Annotated in this window: 26 protein-coding genes; 12 read left to right on the top strand and 14 right to left on the bottom strand. The window is 71.6% G+C overall.

Annotated features, from left to right (window positions below; genetic code table 11):
• Nucleotides 1-2 precede the first annotated feature (2 nt).
• From ppdK to BUB97_RS01270, 4 genes are read right to left on the bottom strand one after another with little or no spacing between them, the layout of a single operon-like run.
• On the bottom strand, nucleotides 3-2,684 hold the full coding sequence (gene ppdK, locus BUB97_RS01285; RefSeq protein WP_073130535.1) for a pyruvate, phosphate dikinase: 2,682 nt from the start codon (nucleotides 2,682-2,684) through the stop codon (nucleotides 3-5).
• 11 nt (nucleotides 2,685-2,695) lie between these two features.
• Nucleotides 2,696-4,933, bottom strand: a complete 2,238-nt coding sequence (gene glyS / locus BUB97_RS01280; protein ID WP_073130534.1) for a glycine--tRNA ligase subunit beta — start codon at nucleotides 4,931-4,933, stop codon at nucleotides 2,696-2,698.
• Nucleotides 4,933-5,796, bottom strand: coding sequence for a glycine--tRNA ligase subunit alpha (locus tag BUB97_RS01275; protein ID WP_073130532.1), 864 nt, complete (start codon nucleotides 5,794-5,796; stop codon nucleotides 4,933-4,935). Before BUB97_RS01275 ends, glyS begins: the two co-directional genes overlap by 1 nt.
• 60 nt (nucleotides 5,797-5,856) lie before the next feature.
• The gene (locus BUB97_RS01270; RefSeq protein WP_217659541.1) at nucleotides 5,857-8,136 is read right to left on the bottom strand and encodes a heavy metal translocating P-type ATPase; all 2,280 of its coding nucleotides are present in this window, start codon (nucleotides 8,134-8,136) and stop codon (nucleotides 5,857-5,859) included.
• A 54-nt stretch (nucleotides 8,137-8,190) separates the two neighbouring features.
• Between BUB97_RS01270 and BUB97_RS01265 the strand changes: the two genes are divergently transcribed.
• Complete coding sequence (locus BUB97_RS01265; protein ID WP_073130529.1) at nucleotides 8,191-8,610, top strand: MerR family transcriptional regulator; 420 nt, start codon at nucleotides 8,191-8,193, stop codon at nucleotides 8,608-8,610.
• A 12-nt stretch (nucleotides 8,611-8,622) separates the two neighbouring features.
• Here the strand turns inward: BUB97_RS01265 and panC are convergent, their stop codons facing one another.
• The 3 genes from panC to BUB97_RS01250 all read right to left on the bottom strand — a co-directional run bounded on the left by panC (nucleotide 8,623) and on the right by BUB97_RS01250 (nucleotide 10,658).
• The gene (panC, locus tag BUB97_RS01260) at nucleotides 8,623-9,474 is read right to left on the bottom strand and encodes a pantoate--beta-alanine ligase (RefSeq protein ID WP_073130528.1); all 852 of its coding nucleotides are present in this window, start codon (nucleotides 9,472-9,474) and stop codon (nucleotides 8,623-8,625) included.
• Nucleotides 9,475-9,555: 81 nt separating this feature from the next.
• Nucleotides 9,556-9,750, bottom strand: a complete 195-nt coding sequence (locus BUB97_RS01255; protein WP_073130526.1) for a hypothetical protein — start codon at nucleotides 9,748-9,750, stop codon at nucleotides 9,556-9,558.
• A 77-nt stretch (nucleotides 9,751-9,827) separates the two neighbouring features.
• On the bottom strand, nucleotides 9,828-10,658 hold the full coding sequence (locus BUB97_RS01250; protein ID WP_073130524.1) for a S49 family peptidase: 831 nt from the start codon (nucleotides 10,656-10,658) through the stop codon (nucleotides 9,828-9,830).
• Between the two features lie 149 nt (nucleotides 10,659-10,807).
• Between BUB97_RS01250 and BUB97_RS01245 the strand changes: the two genes are divergently transcribed.
• Both BUB97_RS01245 and BUB97_RS01240 read left to right on the top strand, forming a co-directional pair.
• Complete coding sequence (locus BUB97_RS01245; protein WP_073130522.1) at nucleotides 10,808-11,191, top strand: hypothetical protein; 384 nt, start codon at nucleotides 10,808-10,810, stop codon at nucleotides 11,189-11,191.
• Nucleotides 11,191-11,514 carry a DUF167 domain-containing protein gene (locus tag BUB97_RS01240; RefSeq protein ID WP_073130520.1) on the top strand — a complete coding sequence of 108 codons (324 nt, stop codon included), beginning with the start codon at nucleotides 11,191-11,193 and terminating at the stop codon, nucleotides 11,512-11,514. Before BUB97_RS01245 ends, BUB97_RS01240 begins: the two co-directional genes overlap by 1 nt.
• 90 nt (nucleotides 11,515-11,604) lie before the next feature.
• Here BUB97_RS01240 and BUB97_RS01235 read toward each other — a convergent pair whose 3' ends face one another.
• Nucleotides 11,605-12,108 carry a YciE/YciF ferroxidase family protein gene (locus BUB97_RS01235; RefSeq protein WP_073130518.1) on the bottom strand — a complete coding sequence of 168 codons (504 nt, stop codon included), beginning with the start codon at nucleotides 12,106-12,108 and terminating at the stop codon, nucleotides 11,605-11,607.
• Between the two features lie 156 nt (nucleotides 12,109-12,264).
• Between BUB97_RS01235 and BUB97_RS01230 the strand changes: the two genes are divergently transcribed.
• Together BUB97_RS01230 and BUB97_RS01225 are read left to right on the top strand one after the other, a co-directional pair.
• Complete coding sequence (locus BUB97_RS01230; RefSeq protein WP_073130516.1) at nucleotides 12,265-13,557, top strand: FAD-dependent oxidoreductase; 1,293 nt, start codon at nucleotides 12,265-12,267, stop codon at nucleotides 13,555-13,557.
• A 40-nt stretch (nucleotides 13,558-13,597) separates the two neighbouring features.
• A complete protein-coding gene (locus BUB97_RS01225; RefSeq protein WP_175562527.1) occupies nucleotides 13,598-14,575 on the top strand; it encodes a Bug family tripartite tricarboxylate transporter substrate binding protein in 978 nt (325 codons plus the stop codon).
• On the opposite strand, the gene BUB97_RS01220 is transcribed toward BUB97_RS01225, so the two are convergent.
• A complete protein-coding gene (locus tag BUB97_RS01220) occupies nucleotides 14,547-15,461 on the bottom strand; it encodes a LysR substrate-binding domain-containing protein (protein WP_073130514.1) in 915 nt (304 codons plus the stop codon). The two genes, BUB97_RS01225 and BUB97_RS01220, sit on opposite strands and share 29 nt — an antisense overlap.
• A gap of 108 nt (nucleotides 15,462-15,569) precedes the next feature.
• Here BUB97_RS01220 and BUB97_RS01215 point away from each other — a divergent pair, with 108 nt between their 5' ends.
• Both BUB97_RS01215 and BUB97_RS01210 read left to right on the top strand, forming a co-directional pair.
• A complete protein-coding gene (locus BUB97_RS01215; RefSeq protein ID WP_073130512.1) occupies nucleotides 15,570-16,313 on the top strand; it encodes a TSUP family transporter in 744 nt (247 codons plus the stop codon).
• Nucleotides 16,310-16,540 carry a hypothetical protein gene (locus BUB97_RS01210; protein ID WP_073130510.1) on the top strand — a complete coding sequence of 77 codons (231 nt, stop codon included), beginning with the start codon at nucleotides 16,310-16,312 and terminating at the stop codon, nucleotides 16,538-16,540. The genes BUB97_RS01215 and BUB97_RS01210 overlap by 4 nt, the downstream gene beginning before the upstream one ends.
• Here the strand turns inward: BUB97_RS01210 and BUB97_RS01205 are convergent.
• Complete coding sequence (locus BUB97_RS01205) at nucleotides 16,524-18,152, bottom strand: glycoside hydrolase family 17 protein (RefSeq protein WP_073130509.1); 1,629 nt, start codon at nucleotides 18,150-18,152, stop codon at nucleotides 16,524-16,526. The genes BUB97_RS01210 and BUB97_RS01205 overlap by 17 nt on opposite strands.
• 141 nt (nucleotides 18,153-18,293) lie before the next feature.
• Between BUB97_RS01205 and BUB97_RS01200 the strand changes: the two genes are divergently transcribed.
• From BUB97_RS01200 to BUB97_RS01180, 5 genes are all read left to right on the top strand, one after another.
• On the top strand, nucleotides 18,294-18,731 hold the full coding sequence (locus BUB97_RS01200; protein WP_073130506.1) for a CoA-binding protein: 438 nt from the start codon (nucleotides 18,294-18,296) through the stop codon (nucleotides 18,729-18,731).
• A 92-nt stretch (nucleotides 18,732-18,823) separates the two neighbouring features.
• Nucleotides 18,824-19,600, top strand: a complete 777-nt coding sequence (locus BUB97_RS01195; protein ID WP_073130503.1) for a DUF2076 domain-containing protein — start codon at nucleotides 18,824-18,826, stop codon at nucleotides 19,598-19,600.
• A gap of 85 nt (nucleotides 19,601-19,685) precedes the next feature.
• Nucleotides 19,686-20,549 (top strand): LysR family transcriptional regulator, encoded by an 864-nt coding sequence (locus BUB97_RS01190; RefSeq protein ID WP_073130500.1) that lies wholly within the window; start codon nucleotides 19,686-19,688, stop codon nucleotides 20,547-20,549.
• Nucleotides 20,550-20,624: 75 nt separating this feature from the next.
• Nucleotides 20,625-21,869 carry an MFS transporter gene (locus tag BUB97_RS01185; protein WP_073130497.1) on the top strand — a complete coding sequence of 415 codons (1,245 nt, stop codon included), beginning with the start codon at nucleotides 20,625-20,627 and terminating at the stop codon, nucleotides 21,867-21,869.
• 5 nt (nucleotides 21,870-21,874) lie between these two features.
• Nucleotides 21,875-22,549, top strand: a complete 675-nt coding sequence (locus BUB97_RS01180) for a trimeric intracellular cation channel family protein (RefSeq protein ID WP_073130495.1) — start codon at nucleotides 21,875-21,877, stop codon at nucleotides 22,547-22,549.
• Here the strand turns inward: BUB97_RS01180 and BUB97_RS01175 are convergent.
• From BUB97_RS01175 to BUB97_RS01160, 4 genes are read right to left on the bottom strand one after another with little or no spacing between them, the layout of a single operon-like run.
• Complete coding sequence (locus BUB97_RS01175; protein WP_073130492.1) at nucleotides 22,546-23,130, bottom strand: GNAT family N-acetyltransferase; 585 nt, start codon at nucleotides 23,128-23,130, stop codon at nucleotides 22,546-22,548. The genes BUB97_RS01180 and BUB97_RS01175 overlap by 4 nt on opposite strands.
• Complete coding sequence (locus BUB97_RS01170) at nucleotides 23,130-23,873, bottom strand: class I SAM-dependent methyltransferase (protein WP_073130489.1); 744 nt, start codon at nucleotides 23,871-23,873, stop codon at nucleotides 23,130-23,132. Before BUB97_RS01170 ends, BUB97_RS01175 begins: the two co-directional genes overlap by 1 nt.
• Entirely contained in the window at nucleotides 23,870-24,667 is a 798-nt protein-coding gene (locus BUB97_RS01165; protein WP_073130486.1) for a phytanoyl-CoA dioxygenase family protein, read from the bottom strand. The genes BUB97_RS01170 and BUB97_RS01165 overlap by 4 nt, the downstream gene beginning before the upstream one ends.
• Nucleotides 24,660-25,700, bottom strand: a complete 1,041-nt coding sequence (locus tag BUB97_RS01160) for a class I SAM-dependent methyltransferase (RefSeq protein WP_073130483.1) — start codon at nucleotides 25,698-25,700, stop codon at nucleotides 24,660-24,662. Before BUB97_RS01160 ends, BUB97_RS01165 begins: the two co-directional genes overlap by 8 nt.
• Nucleotides 25,701-25,707: the final 7 nt, after the last annotated feature.

The following is a 25,707-nucleotide window of genomic DNA, read 5'->3' as shown; positions in this document are numbered from 1 at the left end:
CCTCAGGCCGTGCGGTCGGCCATGGCCGGCTTCTCATTGGCCAGCGCCGCCTGGGCCGCCGCCAGCCGCGCGACCGGCACGCGGTAGGGCGAGCAGGAGACGTAATCCAGCCCGACCGTCTCGCAGAACCCGATCGAGGCCGGGTCGCCGCCATGCTCGCCGCAGATGCCGAGCTTGAGGCCCGGTTTCGTCGCCCGCCCCTTCTCCGCCGCGATCTTCACCAGCGCGCCCACGCCGTCCACGTCGATGGAGACGAAGGGGTCCTTCGGCAGGATGCCCTTCTCGACATAGAAGGGCAGGAACTTGCCGGCATCGTCGCGCGACAGGCCGAAGGTGGTCTGCGTCAGGTCGTTGGTGCCGAAGGAGAAGAAGTCGGCCGTCTCGGCGATGCGGTCGGCCGTGAGGCAGGCGCGGGGCAGCTCGATCATGGTGCCGACCAGGTATTCGATGGTGACGCCGGCCTCGGCGAACACCTCCTTGGCGACCTTGTCGATCTGCGCGTGGCTGATCTCCAGCTCCTTCTTCGTGGCAACCAGCGGGATCATGATCTCGGGCACCGGGGCCTTGCCGGCTTCCTTCGCCACGATCACCGCCGCCTCGAAGATGGCGCGGGCCTGCATCTCCGCGATCTCGGGATAGGTCATCGCCAGGCGGCAGCCGCGATGGCCGAGCATGGGATTCGCTTCCGAGAGGTCGGCGGCGCGGCGCTTCATGGTCGCGAGATCGGCACCCAGGCTCTCCGCCACCTCGGCCAGCTCCTCCTCCTTGTGGGGAAGGAACTCGTGCAGCGGTGGGTCGAGCAGGCGGATCGTGACGGGCAGGCCCGCCATGATGCGGAACAGCTCCACGAAGTCGTCGCGCTGGAAAGGCAGCAGCTTGGCCAGCGCGTCGCGGCGGCCGCCTTCCGTCTCGCTCATGATCATCTGCCGCACGGCCGAGATGCGCGAGGGGTCGAAGAACATGTGCTCGGTGCGGCAGAGGCCGATGCCCTCCGCGCCGAACTTGCGGGCGGTGTCGGCATCCAGCGGCGTCTCGGCATTCGCGCGCACCTTCAGGCGGCGTACCTCGTCGGCCCAGCTCATCAGCGTCTCGAAATCGCCGGAGAGCTTCGGCTCCACCATGGCCACGGTGCCGGAGAAGACCTCGCCGGTCGCGCCATCCAGCGTAATGGTCTCGCCCGCCTGCACCTGCACGCCGCCAGCGGCGAGGATTTGGGAGGCGTAGTCCACCACGATGCCGCCGGCACCGGCCACGCAGGGCCGGCCCATGCCGCGCGCCACCACCGCCGCGTGGCTGGTCATGCCGCCGCGCGTGGTGAGGATGCCGCGGGCCGCGTGCATGCCGTGGATGTCCTCGGGCGAGGTCTCGATGCGGACGAGGATGACCGCCTCGCCCTTGGCCGCGCGTGCCTCGGCCTCATCCGCCGAGAACACCACCACGCCGCTGGCCGCGCCCGGCGAGGCCGGCAGGCCGCGGGAGAGCAGCTTGCGCGGCGCGTTCGGGTCCAACGTCGGGTGCAGCAGCTGGTCGAGCGAGCCCGGATTCACCCGGCGCACGGCCTCGGTGCGGTCGATCAGCCCCTCATTCGCCATGTCCACGGCGATTTTGAGCGAGGCCGCCGCGGTCCGCTTCCCGTTGCGGGTCTGCAGCATGTAGAGCTTGTTGCGCTGGACCGTGAACTCGATGTCCTGCATGTCCGCATAGTGCTTCTCGAGCGTGGCGCGCACCTGCACCAGCTCGGCATAGGCAGCGGGCATCGCCGCCTCCATGCTGCGTTCGCCGGGCTTGGCGCGGGCCTCGCTCATCGGCTGCGGCGTGCGGATGCCGGCCACCACATCCTCGCCCTGGGCGTTGATGAGGTATTCGCCGTAGAAGACGTTCTCGCCGGTGGACGGGTCGCGCGTGAAGCAGACGCCGGTCGCGCAGTCGTCGCCCATATTGCCGAAGACCATGGCCTGGACGTTCACGGCCGTGCCCCAGTCGGCGGGGATGTCGTGCAGCCGGCGATAGGTGATGGCGCGCTGGTTCATCCAGGAGCCGAACACCGCGCCGATCGCGCCCCAGAGCTGCGCCCAGGGGTCCATCGGGAAGTCGGCGCCCGTGACCTCGCGCACCATGTCCTTGTACTGCGCGGCCACGCGCTGCCAGTCCTCGGGGGTGAGATGCGTGTCCTCATGCACCCCGCGGTCGAGCTTCGCCTCCTCGATGATCTCCTCGAAGCGGTGATGATCCACGCCGAGCACCACGGAGCCGTACATCTGGATGAAGCGGCGATAGCTGTCCCAGGCGAAGCGCGCATCGCCCGAAGCCTTCTCCAGCCCCTTCACCGTCTCGTCGTTCAGGCCGAGGTTGAGGACCGTGTCCATCATGCCGGGCATGGAGACGCGGGCACCGGAGCGGACGGAAACGAGCAGCGGATTCGCCGCATCGCCGAACCTTGCCCCGACCGCCTCCTCCACCCGGGCGAGCGCGGCCTTCACCTGGCCGTCCAGGTCCTCGGGATAGGTGCCGCCCTTCTCGGTGAAGTAGGTGCAGACCTCGGTGGTGATGGTGAAGCCGGGCGGCACGGGCAGGCCGATGGAGGCCATCTCCGCCAGGTTGGCACCCTTGCCACCCAGCAGGTTCCGCATGTCGGCCCGGCCATCATTGCGGCCAGCCCCGAAGCCATAGACCCAGCTTGTCATGACCTGTTCCCTCAAGCCTCGATGCGCGCGATGTCGGCGACTTCGTCCATGGCGCCGCGCAGCAACGCCAGCAAGCCTAGCCGGTTCCCGCGCAACTCCCTATCCGGGTCGTTGACCGTCACCCGGTCGAAGAAGGCATCGACCGGGCTGCGGAGCGGAGCAAGGGCCGCCATGGCGCCCGCGAAGTCCTCGCGGGACAGGGCTGCGCGGACAGCCGGGCGGGCGGCTTCCAGCGCCGCCGCCAGGGCCTTCTCCTCCGCTGCGCGGAGGAGGTTCGGCTCGATCGCGGGCGCGTAGCTCCGCCCGTCCTTCTTTTCCTCGATTCTCAGGATGTTGGCGGCGCGGCGATAGGCCGCCACCAGGTCCGTCCCCTCGTGGGTGGAGAGGAAGTCGCGCAGCGCATCAGCACGGGCGAGCAGGCGGTTCAGGTCGTCATCGCCCGAGGTGCCGAAGGCGGCGGCCACGAGATCGTGACGCAGCCCCTCGGCCCGCATCTGCACGCGCAGGCGCTCGGCGAGGAACTCCACCACCCCCTGCGCGAAGGCGGCCACCATCGGCGGGTGGGCCGATTCGGCGGGCGGCTTCCAGCCGGCATTCATGCGCTCGGCCGCCACCGCCATGCCGAATTCCGGCGAGGCGGTCGTGCCCTGGGCCATGGGATAGCCGAAGAAGGCCTCGGCCACCGCATCGGCGAGCGAAAGGCGCAGCCCGTTCTCGCGGATGATACGGATGACGCCGAGCGCGGCGCGGCGCAGCGCATAGGGATCGCCCGAGCCGGTCGGGCGCTCATCGGCCGCGAAGAAGCCGGCAAGCTGGTCCAGCTTGTCCGCCAGTGCCACGGCGATCGCGACGGGCTCGGAGGGCACGGCATCGCCCGGGCCGAGCGGGCGGTAATGCGCGCCGATGGCCTCGGCCACGCGCAGATCCTCCCCGCCATGCAGGGCGTAGTAGCGGCCCATCACCCCTTGCAGCTCCGGGAACTCGCCGACCATGCCGGAGGCGAGATCGGCCTTGGCCAGACGCGCGGCGCGGCCCGCGAGATCCGGCTCGGCGCCGACCTTGGGCGCGATATGGCGCGCCAGACGCTCCAGCCGCCGCACGCGGTCGCCCTGGGTGCCCAGCCGGGCGTGGAACACCACGGAATCGAGCTTCGGCAGGAAGGATTCCAGGCTCTGCTTGCGGTCCAGGTCCCAGAAGAAGCGCGCGTCGGAAAGCCGGGCGCGCAGCACGCGCTCATTGCCGCCGACGATGGCGGCGCCGCCATCCACCGCCGCGATATTGGCCACCAGCGCGAAGCGTGCCGCCGCCCGGCCGTCCGGGTGGCGCAGGGCGAAGTAGCGCTGGTTCACGCGCATGGTCGTCCGCATCAGCTCGGGCGGAAGATCCATGAAGTCTTCGTCGATCCGGCCCAGCAGCGGCACGGGCCATTCCACCAGCCCGGCCACCTCGGCCAGCAGCCCGCGGTCCGGCACCACCTCCAGCCCTTCCGCGGCCGCGAGCTCGGCGATGCCGGCCTCGATCATCCGCTCCCGCTCGGCGGCATCGGGGATGACCGAACGCTCGCGCAGCCCGGCCTCGTAGGCGGCGGCGGAGGCGACGCTGAAGGCGCCGGGGGACTGGATGCGATGCCCCTCCGTCACATCGGCGGAGCGCAGCCCATGCGCGTCATCCGCCGCATCGGCCAGGGCGAAGGGCACCACCACCCCGTCCAGCAGGCAGAGGATGCGCTGCATCGGCCGCACCCAGATCAGCTCCGAGGTTCCCCAGCGCATGGATTTCGGCCAGGGGAAGCGCCGGATCAGCGCCGGGATCGCCTCGGCCAGCACATCGGCGGTGGAGCGCGCCGGGTTCTCCAGCCGCAGCAGGAAGGAGGCGCCGGACTTCTCGGCGCGGGCGATGATGGTTAGCCCTTCCGCCTGATAGACCGGCTCCTCCGCCGGCCCCGTCGCGCCACGCATGGCGGCCACGGCGGCCTCCGGCAGGGAGAACTTGCGGGCGAAGCCGCCCAGCGCGGCCTCGGGGGCGCCCAGGCGGGGGCCCTTCTCCTCGCGCTCGCTCGCGGGCGTCGCGGCGGGCAGCTCGGCGATGAGGGCGATGCGGCGCGGGCCATGAAGCGTGCGCAGGCCCGTCATCCCCAGCCCGGCGGGCTTCAGCGCCTCGCCCAGAAGCCGCGCGAGATCCTCGGCGGCGCGGGCCTGCATGCGGGCCGGGATTTCCTCGGAGAGGATTTCGAGAAGGAGCTCGGGCATCAGGCCGTCTCCCCCGCCAGCCAGCCTTCGCAGCACCGTTTCGCCAGGGCGCGGACGCGGCCGATATAGGCGGCCCGCTCCGTCACGCTGATCGCGCCGCGCGCATCCAGCAGGTTGAAGCTGTGGCTGGCCTTGATGCACTGGTCATAGGCGGGCAGCGCAAGATTCGCGTCGCAAAGGGCGTTGCACTCCTCCTCCGCCTCGGCGAAGTGGCGGAACAGCGCGGGGATGTTCGCGTGCTCGAAGGAATAGGCGCTGAACTCGCGCTCGTTCCGCAGGAACACGTCGCCATAGGTCAGGCCAGCCGAATTGAAGGCCAGGTCGTACACGTTCTCCACGCCCTGGATGTACATGGCCAGGCGCTCGAGACCATAGGTCAGCTCGCAGGACGGCACCGCGCAGGGAATGCCGCCGACCTGCTGGAAATAGGTGAACTGCGTCACCTCCATCCCGTCGCACCATACCTCCCAGCCCAGGCCCCAGGCGCCCAGCGTCGGGCTCTCCCAGTCATCCTCCACGAAGCGGATGTCATGGAGCATCGGGTCGATGCCGATGGCCCGGTAGCTCTCGATCAGCAGGGACTGCGGATCGGGCGGGCTCGGCTTCATGATGACCTGGTACTGGTAGTAGGCGCCCAAGCGATTGGGGTTCTTGCCGTAGCGGCCATCGGTCGGGCGACGGCTGGGCTGGACATAGGCGGCCCGCCAGGGCTTGGGGCCCAGCGCGCGCAGCGTGGTGGCCGGATGGAAGGTGCCTGCCCCCATTTCCATGTCATAGGGCTGCAGGATGGCGCAGCCCTGCCTGGACCAGAAGGCGTGGAGCGCCAGGATCATGTCCTGGAACGGGAGGGGCGTGGTGCTCATGGCGCGGCCGGTATAGGGCGGCAGGGGCCCGCGAGGAAGGCGGCCGGGCGCGGGAGCGCCTCAGTCCCGCACCCGCAGCAGCCGCATCGCATTGGCCGTCACCAGCACCGTCGCCCCGGTATCCGCGAGGATGGCGGGCCACAGCCCGGTCACGCCGAGGATCGTCGTCACCAGGAACACCGCCTTGAGGCCCAGGGCGATGGTGATGTTCTGGCGGATGTTCCCCATGGTCCGGCGCGAAAGGGCGACCATGCGGGAGAGGTCCATCACCCGCCCGTGCAGCACGGCTGCATCCGCCGTCTCCAGCGCCACATCCGTGCCGCCGCCCATCGCGATGCCGATATCGGCGGCGGCCAGCGCCGGGGCGTCATTGATGCCGTCCCCCACCTTGGCCACGCGCCGCCCCTGGCCCTGCATCTCCCGCACGATCCGCTGCTTGTCCTGCGGCAGCAGCTCCGCATGGACGGGCAGGCCCAGCGCCTCGCCGATCCCGGCCGCCGTGGGCCGGTTGTCGCCGGTCAGCATCACCGGGCGCACGCCCGCGGCCTTCAGCGCGTCAAGCCCCGCCTTCGCATCAGCGCGCGGCTCGTCGCGCATGGCGATGATCCCGGCCAGCCGATTCTCCACGAGGAGGACGGAGACGGACTTGCCCTCGCCGTTCAGCGCGCCGATGCGTGCGGTCCATTCCGGCGGGATGGCGGTTCGCTCGGCCGCCGCGGCGGGTGAGCCCAGGAAGAGTCCCTCCCCCGCCACCTGGCCGCTCACGCCCTTGCCGCCGAGGGCGACGGCCCCGGTGGCCGAGGGCACTTCCACGCCTTCCGCCGCCGCCCGGGCAAGGATGGCGAGGGCGAGCGGATGGCTCGACCCCGTCTCAAGCGAGGCGGCGCGCGAGAGGAGCGCGCGGGCATCCCCCTCCACGGGCAGCAGGTCGGTCACGCGCGGGCGCCCCTCGGTCAGGGTGCCGGTCTTATCGAGCGCGATGGAGTCGATCCGCCCCAGCCCCTCCAGCACCGCGCCGCCCTTCATTAGCAGCCCCCGCCGCGCCCCGGCGGAAAGCCCGGCCGCGATGGCGGCCGGGGTGGAGATCACCAGCGCGCAGGGGCAGCCGATCAGGAGGATGGCGAGGCCCTTATAGACCCATTCGCCCCAGGACCCGCCCAGGAGCAGAGGGGGCAGCACGGCCACCAGCGCGCCCACCGCCAGCACGGCCGGGGTGTAATAGCGGGAGAATCGGTCGATGAAGCGCTCGGTCGGGGCCTTGCTCTCCTGCGCCTCCTCCACCAGCCGCACCACGCGGGCGATGGTGTTGTCCTCGGCGGCGGCGGTGACGCGCAGGCGGAGCACGCCGTCGCCATTCACGGTGCCGGCGAAGACCGCTTCCCCCCGCCCCTTCCGCCGGGGCGTGCTCTCCCCCGTGACGGGCGCCTCGTCGATCGCGCTCTCGCCCTCCAGGATCTCGCCATCGGCCGCGATCCGGTCGCCAGGGCGGATGAGGATGGTGCTGCCCACGGCGAGGGTGGCGGCCTGCACCTCGGTGGTGCGTCCCTCGTGCTCGAGCAGGGCCGTGGCGGGCACGAGCCCGGTCAGGGCCTGGATGCTGGCCCTGGCCCGCCCGGCGGCAACGCCTTCCAGCAGCTCCCCGATGAGGAAGAGCAGCACGACAGTCGCCGCCTCCTCGGTGGCGCCGATGATGGTGGCGCCCACGGCGGCGATCACCATGAGCATCTCGATGGAGAAGGGGGTGCCGAGCCGAGCCGAGACGAAGGCGCGGCGGGCGATCGGCACCAGCCCGACCAGCATGGCGGCGGTGAAGGCCCAGTGCCCCAGGGTCGGCTGCAGCTGCCCCAGCAGATAGGCAGCGCCGAGTGCGAGGCCGCAGGCAATGGTCAGCATGCCGCGCGGGCTGCGCCACCAGGGGCCTGTGCTCGAACCGTGGTCGTGGGCATGGCCATGCAGGCCGCCGGCCCCGGCCCCCTCCCGGCTCGTGGCGTGCCCATGGTGGTGCCCATCGCCATGGTCGTGTGCCGCATGGTCGTGATGGTCATGCGCGCAGCAGGCCGGGGCGGCCGGCGGCGTCGGCGCATTGCGCGGAGCCAGCGGAGTGGCCGTGTAACCGCCCAGCGCGCCAAGCTGCCGCAGCACCGCGTCCCCGACATCCGGGGAGGCTTGATGGCGCACCGTCATCGTGCCGGCGGCAACCGAAACCGAGACATCCTCCACCCCCGGCACGCGCTTCACCGCATTGGAGATGCGCGTCGCGCAGCCGGCGCAATCCATGCCCTCCACGCGGTAGCGGGTGGTGCTCTGGGCCTCGGACATCGCGGGTGCCTTTGCTGTCATGGCCCCCGTCCCTACATCCTCCAGCGACTAGAGGATCAAGCGGGGAATTTCACCATGGAGCTGCCGATCGGGGGCCTCTCCCGCCTCACGGGCGTGAAGGTGCCCACCATCCGTTACTATGAGACCGTGGGCCTCCTGCCCGAGGCGCCGCGCACCGGGAGCAACCGGCGCCTCTATGGGCAGGAAGCGGTGCGCCGCCTGCGATTCATCCGCCATGCGCGGGACCTCGGCTTCGAGGTGGAGGTCATCCGCCAGCTCCTCGCCATGGCCGACCAGCCGGAACGCCCCTGCGCCGAGGTGGATGGCATCGCCCGGGCCCATCTGGCCGAGATCGACGACCGCATCGCCCGGCTGACCGCCCTGCGCGGGGAGATCAGCCGGATGACCGAATGCGGGGCACATGGAAAGGTCGGCGACTGCCGCGTGATCCAGGTGCTGGCCGACCATGGCCTCTGCGGCCATGCGCATCACTGAAGCGCCGGCGCCTCAGCGCACCGGCAGTTCGGCCGGCATGTTGTCCAGCAGGCGCACATCGCCCAGCCCGGCGGCGGCCAGCAGCCGCGCCTGGCCCGTGGCGCCGGCCGGCCAGGGGCGCAGGGTCTCGGGCTCTACCAGCGCGAGGTAATCCGGGGTGAAGCCAGCCTGGCGCAGGCGGCCGGTGGACTCCGCCAGCACGGTCCCGGGCTCCGCCCCCGCCTCCATGGCGGCGATGGCCGCGCGCATCTCCCGCGCGAGCATGGGCGCCAGCGCACGCTGGGCCGGGGCCAGCCGCGCGTTCCGCGAGGAAAAGGCAAGCCCATCCTCCTCCCGCACCGTCGGAAGGCCGATGACGCGGAGCGGCAGGTCCAGGTCCGCCACCATGCGGCGGACCACCTGCAGCTGCTGCCAGTCCTTCTCCCCGAACACCGCGACGTCGGCGCCAGTCTGGTGGAACAGCTTCGCGCAGACGGTCGCCACGCCACGGAAATGGCCCGGGCGCGCGGTGCCCTCGAAGCCCTTCGAAGGCCCGTCCACCTCGATCACCGTCGCGGCGCCGGGCGGGTACATGACCTCCACCGGCGGCAGCCAGACGAGGTCGCAACCCGCCCCGCGCAGCTTCTCCAGGTCACCGGCCTCATCCCGTGGGTAACGGGCCAGGTCCTCATTGGGTCCGAACTGCAGCGGGTTGACGAAGATCGAGACGGCGACGCCCCCCGCCTGCCGGCGAGCCTCCCGCACCAGCTCCAGGTGGCCCCGGTGCAGCGCGCCCATGGTGGGGACGAAACCCAGCCCCCGCCCGCCCGCGCGCAGGCCAGCGGTGGCCTCCCGCAATGCCGCCAGATCGCGGACCACCCGCATGCGCTGCTCCCCCTCGCCATAGGGGCGCAGGCATGGCCGAGCCGCCGGGAGGGAGCAAGGCCGCGGGGCGGAAGGGGTGCGTCAGGCGCCTTGCGGACCCTGGTTCCCCGCATGGCCCTCGGGGTCGTTCGACTCCCGCACGGGCTGCCCGGGCTCGTAGTCCAGCTGGTTCCCGGTCTTGGAGGTCTGGTTGCTCAGCGGGTTCCCGGTCTGGGCGGTCTGGTTGATCATGGGGTCGCGGGGCTTGGGTTCGCCCCCCTTCTTCTCGGTGGTCATCTGCGCCTCCATTCAGGTCATGGGCGGGCCTGCCCGCCCGGCGAGTCCAACGCCGGGACGAGTGCTCCGTTGGCCCATCAGAGGCCGATCCGGTTCCAGGCCGCGCGCGCTTCCACGGCCGTCAGCGCCCCGTCCACCACCGCCGCCGGGTCGAGGGACACACCGGAGAGCAGCCGCCAGGGCAGGCGTGGGCGGCGCGCCCCAAGGGGGATGATGCGTGCCTTCTCCCCGAAACGCCGGGTCACCTCGCCCCGCAGGTCGCCCAGCCCATCCACCAGGCCGAGTTCCAGGGCGCGCCGGCCGGTCCAGAAGCGGCCGGTGAAAAGCGGCTCGGCATTCGGCCGCAGGCGGCTACCCCGGCGCGATTCGACCCATCCGATGAACTCGCGGTGCAGCCCCTCCATCAGCGCGCGCAGCCGCTCCTGCTGGGCGGGGTCGGCGGGGCGGAACGGGTCCAGGAAGGACTTGTCCTCCCCCGCCGTGACGAGGCGGCGCTCGATGCCGAGCCGCGCGATCGCCTCCTCGAAGCCAAAGCCGGCGGAGATGACGCCGATGGAGCCGATGATGCTGGTCGGGTCCGCGATGATCTCGTCCGCCGCGCAGGCCAGCCAGTAGCCGCCCGAGGCCGCCGCATCCTCCACGCAGGCGATGACGGGCACCTTCTTCTTCTCCGCCAGCTGGCGGATGCGCGCGGCGATGAGCGAGGATTGCGCCGGCGACCCGCCGGGCGAATTGATCGCCAGCATGACCCCCGCGAGGCGCTTGAGGCCGAAGGCACGCTCCAGCACGGGATCCAGCGCGGCGGCGGCGAGGGTCGGGCCGGCGAGGCCGTTGGCGCGCGGGGCGATCACCCCCTGCAGGCGAACGACGGCGACACGGGGAGTGCGGTCGAGGAAGGGCAGGTTCATCCCGCACAGGTCGCGCGCCGCCCCGCCGGTTCAAGGCCGCCGGTTCAAGGCCCGCCAGTTCAAGGCCCGCCAGTTCAAGGCATGGGCGGGCGGAACCTGCCCCAATGATGCCGCTTGCATGACAGGTCCGATCGCGCGAATTCCCGTGCATGACCGTGACGAAGCGCGATCTCCTCGCCCTGCTGGCCGTGGCCGCCGCCATCGGGCTGATGGTGGCCTACCGGCACCTTCAGGTGGAGCCGCGTGAAATGGGCGCGCTCTGCCTCGACCTCGCCGAGGCGCCCTTCGCCTGCCAGCCGCGCGCCGTGCTGCTCTGGCTGCAGCACTGGCAGCTCTGGGGCGCGGGGGCGCTGGCGCTGGGCGTATGGGCCTTCATCGGCGCGCCCTTCGCCATCCGGGCCGCGGCCGTGGCGCTGGGCGTCATCGCGGTGCTGAACTTCAACGCCACCTGGGGGATGATCGGCGCCGCGCTGGGCGGCTGGGCCTGGGTGGAGGCGAATGCCCGCCAGGCCACCGCCGCCGCCCGGGCCTGATGGCTCTCGCCCCGCGCGACACCGCCTGGCGGGCGGTGGAAGGCGGGCTGGAACTGCGGGTGAAGGCGCAGCCCCGGGCCCGGCGGCCGGGGCTTCAGGGCCTGGTCGCCGCGGCGGACGGCCCGCGGATCAAGGTGGCGGTGAACGAGGCGCCGGAGGACGGGCGCGCCAACCGCGCGATCTGCGCGCTGCTGGCTGAGGAGCTGGACCTGCCGCCATCGCGGCTTTCCGTCACGGCCGGTGCCGCATCCCGCGAGAAGACGGTTTTGGTGGGAGGCGACGCCGCAGCGCTGGCGGCGAGGCTTATGGCGCGGCTCTCATGACAGAGAAGCGCCGGCCCGCATCCCTTTTAGGGATGACAGGCCGGCGCTCCCTGCCCCTGGTGGATCGTCCGAGGCGGAGTCGGTAACGCCTCAGGCGGCCATACGGTTGACCTTGCTCTCGGCGAGCATGGTCAGCTTCTTGTCGGTCGCCTTCTCCTCCGCGAGGTTCTCCTCGAGCACCGAGGCGCAGTCGGCGCGGCCGAGCTGGCGGGCGAAGGCGACGAGGGTGCCGTAACGGGTGATCTCGTAATGCTCCACCGCCTGGGCGGCGGCGAGCATGGCGGCGTCCAGCACCTCTGGGTCGCCCACATCGCCCATGATCTCCTCGGCCTCCTCGAGGATGCCGTCCATGGCGGCGCAGGTGACGCCCTTCACGGGTTGGCCATGCATCTGGAACACCTTTTCCAGCCGCGTGATCTGGTTCTTCGTCTCCTGCAGGTGCAGCTCGAAGCCCTGCTTCAGCTGCGGATCGGTCGCCTTGTCGATCATCTTCGGCAGGGCCTTCGTGATCCGGTTCTCGGCGTAATAGATGTCCTGCAGGGTGTGGACGAACAGGTCGTCGAGCGTCTTGATGGGCTTGGAGAAGAGGGCCATGGCGGTCTGCCTTCTGCGAGGGTTTTGAGGGTGTCGCGGGGGATGGCCGGCCGTGCGCAGCCGGGCATGGAACGCCACGGGGCCAGACTCCGTTGCGCCGGGAATGCCCGCGCGCGGCGTTGACGCCCCTCTGCCCCGCCGCTACCGCCTCCGGCCATGGTGGATGCGGACAGGACGACCCTCAGGGCCGATGTGCTGGTGATGGGCGGCGGCATGGCCGGCACGGTGGCCGCCATCGCCGCCGCGCGCGCCGGGGCGGACACGCTGCTGGTGGAGCGGCTGGGCTTTCTCGGCGGCGCGGCCACGGCGGCCGCGGTGGGCCAGTTCGTCGGATGGGAGACACGCTCGGGCCGCCGCACCGTGGGCGGCATCGCCGAGGAGATCGTGGAGCGCCTGCGCGCGATCGGCGGAAGCGACGGGCACACCCATTTCACCATGTCCACAGGGCACCGGATGGACCGGGTCTGCTACGATCCGGAGCTGCTGAAGCCCGTGCTGGATGCCATGGCCGGCGAAGCCGGCGTGCGCCTGCTTTTCCACGCCGCCCTGCTGGATGTGGAGCGCGACGGCCCCGCCATCGCGGCCGTGCAGGTCCTCACCAAGGCGGGGCCCTGGCGCGTGGAGGCGAAGGCCGTCATCGACGCCTCGGGCGATCTCGACCTGCTCGCGCGCGCGGGGGCCGGCTTCCTCGAACTGGCGGAGGGCCAATCCATGCAGCCCGCCACGGCCATGTTCCGCTTCGGCCCGATGGATCTGGAGGCCTTCGAGGCCATCCCGGGGCCCGAGCTCGCCGCGCTCGCCCGCCAGGGGGTGGAGGAAGGCCGCCTGGCCCGCGCCGCCCTGCATGCCAGCCGCATCGAGGGCACGCGCGATGCCTGGTTCAACATCAGCCGCGTGGCCTTCGACGCGACCGACCCGCTCGCCCTTTCCGCCGCCGAGGTGGAGGGGCGCCGGCAGGCCCTGGCCGCCGCCGCCTTCCTGGCCGAGCGCGTTCCGGGCTGCGCGGGCGGGCGGCTGGTGGCCACCGCCCCCGTGATCGGGGTGCGGGAGAGCCGCCGGGTCGCCGGGCGGCACCTGCTGACCGAGGCGGAGCTGCATGCCGGCACGCCCTTCCCAGACCGGATCGCCTGGGGCGCCTATCCCATGGACATCCACCCGCCCAAGGGCGCCGGGCTGCATTTCGAGGAGTTCGGCGCGGACCATGCCTATGCCATTCCCTTCGGCAGCCTCGTGCCGCAGGGCCTTGGCAACGTGCTGGTCGCCGGGCGGGGCATCTCGGCAACCCACAAGGCCCATGCGGCCATCCGCGTGATGCCGATCGTCATGGCCATCGGCCAAGCCGCCGGGCTGGCGGCCGCCCAGGCCGTGCAGGGCAACGCCCCGGTGGCGGAGGCCGATGTCGCGCGGCTGCAGGCGCGGCTGCGGGCCGACGGCGCCATCCTGCCCTGAGCCCCTGCTGAATGACGGACAAGAACGGAGGAATCCCCCCATGCGCCTGACGCGCCGCACGGCCCTGGCCCTGGCCCTGAGCTGGGGCGCCGCCCTGGCCACCCGCCCCGCCCTGGCCGCCGAATGGCCGAACCGCCCCGTGCGGATCATCGTCCCCTTCGCGGCGGGCGGCCCCGCCGACGGTCTCGCGCGGATGCTGGGCGAGGTTTTCGCGCCCAAGCTCGGCCAGCCCGTGGTGGTCGAAAACCGCGCCGGCGCGGGCGGCATCATCGGCACCGCCGCGGCAGCGGGCGCGAATGACGGCCATACCCTGCTCTTCGGCAGCATCAGCATGACCATCGTGCCGCATCTGCAGCCGAACCCGGTCGGCTATGACGTGGTGCGCGACTTCGTGCCCCTCGGGCTGGTGGCCTCCACCCCCTTCCTCGCCGTGGTGCCGGCCGCCTCGCCCATCCGGGACGTGGCGGGGCTGGTGGCGGCGGCCAAGGCGCGGCGCGGGGCGCTGACCTCCGCCAATTCTGGCTACGGCACCCTGTCCCACCTCACCGCCGAGCTGTTCAACGAGCGCACGGGCGTGGAGATCGAGAGCGTCGTCTATCGCGGCGAGGGCGTGCTGATGCCCGATCTGCTCGGCGGCAATGTGGGCATGGGCTTCCTCACCCTCTCCTCCGTCCTCCCGCATATCCGCGCCGGCAAGCTGCGCGCCCTGGCGGTGGCGGGCGCCGAGCGCCTGGCGGAGCTGCCCGAGGTGCCCACCTTCGCGGAGGCCGGGATCCAGGGCATGGAGGTGGATGGCTGGCAGGCGATGCTGGCCCCCCGCGGCACCCCGCCGGAGGGGGTGGAGCGCATGGCCACGCTGCTGGCCGAGGCAATGGCCGACCCGGCCATCCGCCAGCGCATCGCCGGCTTCGGCGCCCTGCCCGCGACGCGGGACCGCGCCGCCTTCGCCGCTATGTTCCCCGAGGAGTTCCGCCGCTGGGGCGAGGTGGTCAAGGCACGGGGCCTGCGGGCGGAATAAGCCGCCCCTGCCCGCCCTCCTCCGCCCCAAGGCGGAGGATCCAGCGGCGGAAGGCGGCGAAGCCCGGCTCCTCCCGCCGCCGGGGATGGTAGACGAGGGTCCAGGGCCGGCCCTTGGGCACGCTGAGGGCGAAGGGCGCGACCAGCCGCCCCGCCCGGAGGTCGTCGTCGATATAGGGGCGAAGGCCCAGCGCGATGCCGATTCCGTCCACCGCCGCCTGCAGCGCCTGGCCGTAGAACTCGAAGACCGGCCCGGCCGGACGCAGCCGCTCCAGCCCGGCCTCGGCGAGCCAGCGTGGCCAGTCCTCCGGCGCATGGGCCACGCGGATCAGCCTCGCGGAGTCGATCTCTCCCGGACCGGCCAGCCCGGCGGCCATGGCGGGCGCGCAGACGGGCAGCAGGTCGGCCGAGAAGAGCGGCTCGCTGACGAGGCCCGGCGGGTGGCGGTCGCCCAGCTCGATGCCGCAGCTCCACCCGTCGGAAAAAGGCGCGGCGGCCCCCCCCGTGGTGATCCGCACCTCCAGCCCCGGCGCCTCACGCTGCAACAGGGCGAGCCGGGGGATGAGCCAGCGGATGGCGAAGGTGGGGCCCACTCCCACCGTGACGATATGTCCTTCTCCCCGCCCCGTCACATCGGCGGTGAGCTGGGCGAGTGCATCCAGCAAGGGGGTGAGCCCCGCCTGATAGAGCCGCCCGGAGGAGGTGAGCTGAAGGCGGTTCGCCGCGCGCTCGAAGAGCGCGACGCCCAGGCGCTGCTCCAGCAGGTGGACGAGACGGCTGACCGCGGCGGGGGTGACGTTCAGCTCCCGCGCGGCGCCCGCGAAGCCGCCGTTGCGCGCCGCCGCCTCGAAGGCCCGCACGCCGTTGAGGGATGGCAGGCGCCGCATTGTCACCCCAAGGAAAACTTGGCCTGAGACGGAGATAACGGCGTTTGCGCCGGCGGTTCAATGCGCCGAAACAGGCGGCATGGAACCCGCACGCCCCGAGGCCCCCGCATGACCGCGATGATGATGCTGGGCCTGACCGCGCTGATGGTGGCCACCGCCCTGCTCTCTGGCGTGTTCGGCATGGCGGGCGGGCTCGTCCTCATCGGCGTGCTGCTGGCGCTGCTGCCCGTGGCGGATGCGATGGTGCTGCATGCGGTGACGCAGATGGCATCCAATGGCTGGCGCGCGGCGCTGTGGTGGCGCTACGTGCGGCTGCGGCCGATGGCGAACTACCTGCTGGGCGCGCTGGTGGCCGTGCTGGTGCTCGGCCTGCTCAACTACGTCCCCTCCCGCCCCGTGGCACTGCTGATGCTGGGCACGACGCCCTTCCTCGTCCGCCTCCTGCCCACGCGCTTCAAGCCGGATCCGGAGCGGCTGGCGCATGGGCTGCTCTATGGCGCCGCCTGCATGGCGCTGATGATCCTCACCGGCGTCTCCGGCCCGCTGATGGACAGCTTCTTCCTCGGCGGCAGGCTGGAGCGGCGGGAGATCGTGGCGACCAAGGCGGCCTGCCAGATCTTCAGCCATGCCGGGAAGCTTCTCTATTTCGGCGGTCTGGTGAGCGCGGCGGGGTCGCTGGACCCGGTGCTGGCCGCGCTCGCCGTGGGCGCCTCGATCCTCGGCACCACCCTCGCCAAGCCGCTGCTCGAGATGCTCTCGGACACGCAGTACCGCGCCTGGGCGACGCGGATCATCACCGTCATCGCGCTCTACTACATCGCCCAGGGCGCCTGGGAGATGTTCCGCGCATGAGCCCGATCGTCGCGCCGCTGGTGCTGGACCTCGTGGAATGGGTGGCCCGCCGGCCCCGTTCCTATGCCGAGGTGATGGAGGCCTGGCGCACCTCCTGCCCCCGGCTCGACGTGTGGGAGGAGGCCGTGGATCAGGGCCTGCTCATCCGCACTGAGCCCGTGCGGGTGACGCCGCAGGGGCTCCGCCTCCTTTCCGAAGCGGGGCGCGCGGTCACGCTGCCCGGCTGAAAGGCCGCACCCGCAGCAGCGCAGGAAGGGCGAGGCCGATGGCGCAGGCGCTCCAGCCCAGCGCCTGGATGTTGTGCGGCCCCTCATTCACCGCGCTGGCAATCGCGCAGGCCGCCAGCACACCGCCCGCCAGCCATTCCGCCCAGCCGCCGCCCTTGCGCGGCAGGTCGCCCAGCAGGGCGCGCGCGATCACGGCCACCAGCGGCACGGCGAAGGTGGGGAACGGGAAGTCGCGATAGCGCGGATCGAAGAGCAGCATCAGCTGCAGGACCGCCGCGGTGGCGATGAAGAGGAAGAGCAGGTCCTCGAAGGCGAAGGCGCGCCAGTCCCGCCAGCGGAAACGGCCGCGGAAGATGGAGCGGATGTTCGCGCTCGCCTGGGCGCCGTTGCGCGCGGGCTCGACGCGCTCCCCGGAGAGGCGGGCGCCGGCGCGGCGCAGCAGCAGGGCGGCCAGCAGGATCTGCCCCGCGAGGTTGACCACGAAAGCGAGCTTCAGATGCTCGTCGAAGGCATAGGGCCAGCCGCCGCACCACGCATGGGCCAGCGCGTTGCCGAGCGCGGCCGAGAGCAGGGCGAGCTTCCAGCCGGCCGCGCGGGGCCAGGCGCGGGCCGTGGCGGCGAAGAGGCCGAGGCCGATGACGAGCGCGGCGCCGGCATACCAGGCCCACCAGGGATTCTCCCGCACGGGGCCGGAGAGATCGAATTTGGGCTGGCGGTCGGCGGTCCAGAGGCCCCAGGCCGCACCCACCGTGCCCTCGTTCCGGTACTTCCAGACCTGGTCGAAGGCCTCGATCAGGTTGTAGTCGAATCCCTCCTCCCGGCTGAGTTGGATGAACTGGCGCAGGAACACCGCCTGGTCCACGCGGGAGGGAACGGCGCCTTCGCGCCAGCGGCCGGCACTGGGCCAGCCGATTTCGCCGATGGCGATGGGCTTGTCCGGGAACATCGCCTTGATGCGGCGATACACGTCCCGCACATGCGCCATGGCGACATCGACGCCCAGCGGCTCATCCTCCCAATAGGGCAGGATGTGAATGGTCACGATGTCCACATGGCGCGCGAGCTCCGGGAACTGAGCCCAGAACTCCCAGACATCGGCATAGGTCACGGGCTGGCGCACGGCGGCCTTCACGCGGTCGATCTGGCGGGCCAGCTCCTCCACCGGCAGGTCGCGCCGCAACAGCACCTCGTTGCCGACCACCACGCGCTCCACCACATCCGGGTGGCGGTTGGCGGTCGCGATCAGGGCGGCGATCTCGCGGTCGTTCTGGCGGAGGTCGCGGCCGAGCCAGGCACCCTTCCACATCCGCACGCCGTGGCGGCCGGCAAGCTCGGCCGTCTCGTAATCCCCCTCGATGCTGGCATAGCTGCGGATGGCGCGGACCCGCGGGGCGATGAGGCGGATGTCCTCCTCCACCTGCGCCGCGGTGGGGAAGCTGTCGCGCAGCGGGCTCTGCCCCTCGCGGAAGGGGGCGAAGGAGACGCTGTTGAACCGCTCCGCCACCATCGGCACGTCGCCGGCCTGCTGGCGGTTGGGCACCCACCACGCCAGGATCGTCACGAGCGCGCCGAGGAGGAGCGCGGGGGCGGTCAGGGAGCGGGGTGCGGGCATGGTGCGACGGGTGTAGCGGCCGAGCGCGGCTCACGAAAGGCGGAGCAGCCGCGTTCATGCCCCAATTGCCGCGGCAGCCTCGGCCATTGGCGTCAGGGCACCGCCGCCCCAACTGCCTGGGCTGGTATCGGGAGAGATGAGATGGGCCGGGACGGGCTGAGCGACGACCAGGTGCGGGACCTCTTGCTGCGGACCCGGCGGATCGCGGTGGTGGGGGCGTCGGACAAGCCGGGCCGTCCTTCCAACGGCGTCTTCGGCTTCCTCCTGGCCCGCGGCTACCACGCCATTCCCGTGAATCCCGCCCTCAATGGCCGGGCGGTGCATGGCGCGCCGGGCGTCGCCTCGCTGGAGGAGGCCGGGCCGCTGGACATGGTGGACGTGTTCCGCCGGAGCGAGGAGGCAGGCCCGGTGGTGGACGAGGCGATTCGCCTCGGCGCGAAGTCGGTCTGGCTGCAGCTTGGCATCTGGGATGATGCGGCGGCGGAGCGGGCGCGGGCGGCCGGAGTGGCCATCGCGATGGATCGCTGCCCCGTCATCGAATGGGGGCGGCTGGGCCTTCCTGGACGGGTGCCCGCCTGAGCCCCCACATTAACATCTTGAAAGATTCCGGCCCACGGGCCATCTCGCCGCCGTCGCGGGCCTCCGCCCGCTACAAGGAGCATTCGAGGGACATGACCGAGGAAGAGCGCCGCATCATCACCGGCTATGTGGAGCGCGTCGCAGGCGTCGCGCAGCAGCCGGCCGCGACCTCCACCGGCCCCTGGGGCGCGCGCAGCGTTCCCAGCACCCAGTCGGCGCCGAACCTGCCCCCGGTGGACCCGGAGGCCGACCGGCTGATCAACGACCTGTTCGCCCGCTACCCCGAGGCGCGCTACCGGATCACCCAGACCGCCTTCGTCCAGGAAGCGGCGCTGGTGCAGGCCCAGAACCGCATCCAGGAGCTGGAGTGGCAGCTGGAGAACACGCAGAACCAGGTGCAGGCGAACCAGCAGTCCCGCGGCGGGCTGTTCGGCGGCATGTTCGGCGGTGGCGGCAACCGGCAGGTGCCCTACACGCCCCGCCCGCAGCCGATCCAGCCGCCCATGGGCGCGATGAACCCGGCAATGATGCAACAGCAGGGCCGCGGCTCGGGCTTCCTCGGCACCGCGCTGACCACCGCGGCGGGCGTCGCGGGCGGCATGGTGCTCGGCAATGCGCTGATGGGCATGTTCTCGGGCGGCGCGGCGCAGGCCGCCACCGCGGCCTCGGATGCCGTTTCCGGTGCCACCGGCGCCTTCGGGGAGCAGGCGGTGAACACCCCGGCCTCCTCGCCTTGGACCGACCCGGCGGGCGCGGGCAACGACGCCTCCCCGGTTTCGGATCAGGGCGGCTGGAGCGGCAATGATGCCGCCGGCTATGACGATGCCGGTGGCTTCGATGATGCCGGCGGCTTCGACGAGGATATCTGAACCATCGGCAGGGCTCATGGATCCGGCACTTAGCTTGCCGGATCCTCATTGACCTCATGGGGGCGCGGGCTCAGCCTGCGCCCCCATGCGCGTTCCGGACCTCGATCTCGACCTTCTCCGCTGCTTCGTGCAGGTGGCGGAACGCGGCGGCTTCACGGCAGCCGCCCCCGCTCTCGGCCTCACGCAATCCGCCATTTCTCTGAAGATCCGGCGGCTGGAGGAGCTTCTCGGCAAGCGCATGCTGGAGCGCACCAGCCGGAGCGTCGCTCTCACGCCGCAGGGCGAAACCTTGCTCGCCTATGCCCGGCGCATGCTTGCCCTGAACGAGGAGGCGGTGCAGCGCCTGGTCGCCCCGCCTGTCACGGGCCGGCTGCGGCTGGGGGTCGCCGACCATTTCGTGCCGCGCAACCTGGCCCCCCTCCTCGCCCGCTTCGCCCGATCCCATCCCGGCATCCGCCTGGAGGTGGAGGTCGGGCGGTCGCACGATCTCCGGCGGGCGATGGAGGCCGGCTCGCTGGACCTTGTCCTCGGCAAGCGGCGGGACGGGGAGAGCGAGGGCAGCATCCTGTGGACGGAACCAGTGATCTGGGCTGCCGCACCGGGCTGGGTCGTCCCGGAGGGCCGCCCCCTGCCCCTCGCCATGCTCCCGGCCGGCTGCATGTTCCGTGACCGGGCGCTCGCGGCCCTCGCCCGTGCCGGGCTGGGCTTCGAGATCACCTACACCTCGCCCAGCCTGCTCGGCGTGGCCGCCGCCGCCCAGGCGGGGCTGGGGGCCACGGTGATCGGCGCCTCCGGCCTGCCGGAAGGGTTGGCGCCGCTGGCGGGCCTGCCGCCGCTCGGCACCGCGGAAATGGCGGTGTTCGGGGACCTGGCCGGGCTGGCACCGCTCGCCGAGCCCCTGGTGCAGGCCATCCGCGAGACCGTGGCGCAGCCTGCGCTGGTGGCCTGAGGCCGAATCACGCCGCGCGGCGGGCTGTGAAAGCTGCGATTGACCGTCCCGGGAGCGGGGAGCAGTTTCCGCCTCATGCAGAACGAGAACGTCCCGGCCGATGCGGCGCCCGATCGCGACTGGCGCATTATCGGGCTCATCGGCACGGGCCATTTCCTCTCGCATTTCTACATGCTCTGCCTGGCCCCCCTCTTCCCGATCTGGCGGGAGGAGTTCGGCGTCTCCTATGCCGTGCTCGGCCTTTCGGTGGCATTGATGAGCGCGGTGACGGCCCTGCTGCAGACGCCGGTGGGCTTCCTCGTCGACCGTCACGGGGCGCGGCCCTACCTGCTCGGCGGCACGCTGATCATGGCGCTCTCCATCTCGGCCATGGCGCTGGCGCCGAGCTACTGGGTGATCCTCGGGCTCGCGGTGCTGTCCGGCATCGGCAATTCGGTGATCCACCCGGCCGACTACGCCATCCTCGGCAGCAGCATCGGCGAGAAGCGCATGGGCCGGGCGTTTGCCATGCACACCTTCACGGGAAATCTCGGCTTCGCCGCCGCGCCGCTCGTGCTTGGGATGATGGTGCAGACGCTGGGCATCGGCTGGCGGCCTACGCTGCTGGCCCTCGGGCTGCTCGGCCTGCCGGTGGTGGCGGCCATCATGCTGCAGTCCCGCATCCTGAAGGACCAGGCGCGTCCGAAGAAGAGCGGGGCACCGGTCGGGCGGCAGGTGCTGTTCTCGCGCACCATGCTGATGTTCTTCGCCTTCTTCCTGCTGTCCTCCATGGCGGGGGTGGGAGTGCAGTCCTTCCTCATCGCGACGCTGGATCGGCTCTGGGGCACGCCGCTGGCCATCGCCTCCCTCGCCCTCACCGGTTACGTGGTCGGGGCGACGAGCGGCGTGCTCATCGGCGGATGGTATGCGGACCGCTACAGCCGGCACTTCACCTTCGTGACCGGCCTGACGGCGCTTTCGATCGTCCTATTCCTCGCCATGGGGCTGCTGCCCCTGCCGGATGTGGTGCTGCCGGTCGTGGCGCTGGTCGCGGGCGCAGCGCTCGGTGCGTCGCGCACGCCGCGGGACGTGATGGTGAAGAACGCCGCGCCTCCCGGGGAGATCGGGAAGGTGTTCGGCTTCATCTCCTCCGGCCTGCCGCTGGGCGGCGCCATCACCCCCGTGCCGTTCGGCCTGATGCTGGACAACGGCATGCCCTGGCTGGTCCTGCCGACGGTTGCGCTGCTGTTGCTCGCCTCCCTGTTCTGCGCCGGCACGGCGCGGGGTGAGGCGCTGCGGCAGGCGCGGGCCGCCTCCCCCTCCCCGCTCCCCGCCGAATAGGCGTGATGGCCGCGCCCTTCGACCTGGCGCTGGAGGCGCTGGGCTGGGCCGGCACCGCCGCCTTCGCCACCGCCGGCGCGCTGGCGGCCGCGCGCAAGCGGATGGACCCCGTGGGCTTCCTGCTGGTGGCGGGAGTGACCGCCTTCGGGGGCGGCACCCTGCGCGACCTGCTGCTGGGCCTGCCTGTGGGCTGGCTGGCCCGGCCCGACCTGGCGGCGCTGGCCGCGCTCTGCGCCCTGCTCGTCTTCTTCTTGGCACCGCGAATCGAGCGGCGGGTCGCCCTTCTCCTCTGGGCCGATGCGGCGGGGCTGGCGGTTTTCGCCGTGCTGGGGGCGGAGCTGGCCGCGCGGGCCGGGATGGCGCCCTGGGTTTCGGTGATGATGGGCGTGATGACGGCGAGCTTCGGGGGGCTGATCCGCGACATCATCTGTGGCGAAATCCCGCTGATCCTGCGCCGGGAGATCTATGCCACCGCCGCGGCGGCAGGGGCGGGAACCTTCCTGGCGCTGGAGGCGGCCGGAGCAGGGCGGATCATCGCCGTGAGCGCCGGCGCGCTGGTGGCCTTCGGCACCCGCGCGGCCGCGCTGGGGGGTGGCTGGTCCCTTCCCGCCTATGGGGGCCAGGCGGCGCGCGGCGCGGCGGACCCGGAACCGGGACGCGACGCGCCGCCTGGCGCCTAGCACCACTCCGGCGCGAGCACCGGCACGAGGCGACGCGCCTCCTGCGGCAGGATGCTGCGCCATTCGTCCCGCAACAGGCCGTAGACCGCGACATCTTCCCGCCGCCCGGCGAGGAAGAAGGCGGATCGCAGCACCCCTTCCCGCGTGAAGCGGAGCCGGTCGTAGAGGGCGATGGCGGGCAGGTTCGAGCAGAGCACGGAGAGCCCGACGCGCTGCAGGTCGAGGCCGTCGAAAGCATAGTCCAGGATAAGTGAGGTCGCGGCGAAGCCGAGCCCGGCGCCGCGGTCCGCCTCCTCCGCGACATAGAGGCCCAGCATGGCGCTGCGCTGCACCCAGTCGACCGTGTGGAGCTGCACCAGCCCCTTGAGCGTGTCCTGATGCCGGATGGCGAAGGCCACGCGGGTGCGGAGATTCTGCTCCGCGAGGCCCCGCACCCAGCCGGCCGTCGTCTCCTCGGCCACCGGGCCACGAAAGCCCATGGTGAGGTCGCGCAAGGCGGGGTCGTTCTGCCAGGCATTGAGGCGGGGCACGTCCTCCGCCCCCACTGGCGTGAGTGATATGGCGGCCCAGTCCACGGCCATCAGCCCCGCCCTCCCTCGCAGATCAGGAAGATGCTGGCGCAGAGCTCCGGATACTGCATCCCGAGCTCGTAACAGCCCTCCACATAGGCTTCGGAGATGATGCCGGCCTTCAGCGCGGCGTCGAACTGGTAGTTCGCCAGCGCCTTGAAGATCAGGCCGCCGCGATGGATCGCCCGCAGGCCGACCTCGCGGGCCACCCTCTCCAGCGTGTCGAAGGAGAAGGTGTTTTGGTGGCCGTTGGCCCGCTCGGCCTCCGTGACCGCGGCGTTGTGGGTGATGAGGCCCATCTTCACGGCGATCTGCCGCGAGGGCGCCTGGGCGTTCGGGACGAGGACGAAGAGCCGCCCGCCGGGCGCGAGCCAGCGCCGGATCCTCGCCATCACGCCCACCGGGTCGTCCAGATGCTCCAGCGTGTTGATCAGGAAGATGGCGTCGAAGACCTCCTCCGTCTCGAGCGTCTCGAAGGTGGAGCAGATGAAGCGGGCGCGGCCGCCGAGCCTGTCGCGCGCGGCCTCCACCAGGCTCGGCGCGGCCTCCACCACCGTGAGGTCGTCATACCGGCCCGCGAGCCATTCGGTGGATTCGCCGAGATAGCAACCCAGCTCCAGCGCGCGGCCCGCCGGAAGGAAGGGCGCGAAGGCCTGCATCATGTAATGCCGGAGGATTCCGTCGAAATCGTAGTTGTAGCGGCGGCCGCCGAACTCGCCGGCCTCGCGTTCGAAGTCGCGTGCGACGGCGTTCATCCCTGGTCTCCCTTGTAGAGACGCAATGCGCGCGGGCGGTAGAATTCCTCATAGGAGGTGGGCACCATCGCGTTGTAGCCGAGCAGCTGCCGCATCTCGGGCGAAAGGCGCCGCCCGTAATCCGGCCCGAGGAATCGGGGATAATCCATCTGCTGCTTGATGAAGGCGCGGCTGAAGCTCAGCGTCAGAGCGGCGCGCGGCGTGCCGGAGCGGTTCTCGCCGGCGGCGTGCCAGAGATTGCTGTCGAACAGCACGATGCTGCCGGCCGGGCCGGTCAGGCGCTCGGCGCCGTCCCGGAACAGTGCTTCTGGCGGCGGTTGCGGGCAGCGTTGGGAGCCGGACAGGACATAGGTGGCGCCATTCTCCAGCGTGAAGGGATCCACCATGACGAGCATGTTCAGCATCAGCCGGAAGTCACCGCCATGGGTGCGCACGTCCCGGTGGATGGCGTGGACATAGCTCGTCGCGCCCGGGTCCACGCAGACGGGGTTGAAGGCGTGCAGGATGAAAGGCGCGCCGCCGAAGTAGTGGCCCACCTCCTCGGCGAGCCAGCGGCCCGCGAGGAATTCGTCGAGGGCGGGATACTGGCCGAGGGCGTGGTGGGACGTGCCATCCGGCGCGGCGGTGGCCCCGAGGGCGACCTGTCGCTGTCCGCAATCCTCGATGCTCCGGAGCACCGCCTCCCGGATGGGGCCGAGTTGCGCCGCGGGCACGACATTCCTGAACAGGACCCATCCCTTGGTCCGCATCAGCCAGTCGAACTCCTCCAGGCCGGGCTTGGCATGGTCAGTCATGGGCGTGGTTCCGGAGCTGCACGAGAAGGGCGGGGCCCGCGCGGAAGGTGGCGGCGATGCGCCCCGCCTCACGCGCGACGAAGCTGTCCGCGGCGCGGCGCGGGCCGTCGCCGAAGGCCCATTCGTAGTCGTCGAAGATGATCCACCCGCCGGGACGGAGGCGCGGCACCCAGGCCGCGATGTCGCGTTCCACCTCCTCATGGGCGTGGTTGCCGTCGATATGCAGGACGGCGATGCGGCCGCTGTAGCGCGTGGTACCGAAGGCGGCGGTCGTCACCTCCAGGCCGGGCGCATAGGCGCACGCGGCGGTGGAACGGGCGCGGAGATAGTTCAGCCTGCCGCCGGCCAGGGGCGAGAGGTTGATCTCGAAGATGCGGAGCGCCTCCTCCGTGTCTAGCCGCGCGCTGGTGCTGTCCAGCAGCGCATTCCCCTGCGGCATGGCCGCGCTTTCCCAGGGATCGACGCAGAGCACCGGGCCGATGCCCCAGCGCCGGGCCAGCAGCACGAGCAGCGCCGCGGAGCGCCCCCACCAGGAGCCGATCTCGACGATGTCCCCTTCCGGCGCGTGGCGCATCACCTCCATCAGCGCCAGCATCTTCTCCTCCCCGCACATGCCGGGGATGGTGCCGGTGAGCCGGACCAGGCCGAGGCGTTCGAGCGGGGTGAGCGGCGCCCGTGCCGCGCCGGGCGGGGCGATGCAGGGCAGCGACGCCACCCGTTCGCGCAGGGCGCGATAGGCACGCTCCTCATCCTGCGGGAAGCGGCCGGCCGCCAGCGCCGTACCGGGCGCGATCTGGCCGAGCCGTTCCTCGAGATGGCGGTGGATGACAAAGTGCGGCGTGTAGACCGAGCGCACGCCCCGCCGCCGGATCAGCCCGGCCAGGGCGGTGTCGAAGCCGTCCCCGGTGACGAAGGGGAGGTATTCCCATTCCGGATAGAAGCCGCGGGCCGGATCATCCTCGATCGAGGAGGCGCCGATCACGGAGGCGCCGCGGGCCTCCGCGCGTTCGCGGAACGCAAGGGCATCCGGCATGCCCCCC

The organism is Muricoccus roseus (genome assembly GCF_900141905.1).
Classification (GTDB): domain Bacteria; phylum Pseudomonadota; class Alphaproteobacteria; order Acetobacterales; family Acetobacteraceae; genus Roseomonas; species Roseomonas rosea.
Note: the sequence above shows the minus strand (reverse complement) of the source record. Positions and strands in the feature narration are given on the sequence as shown.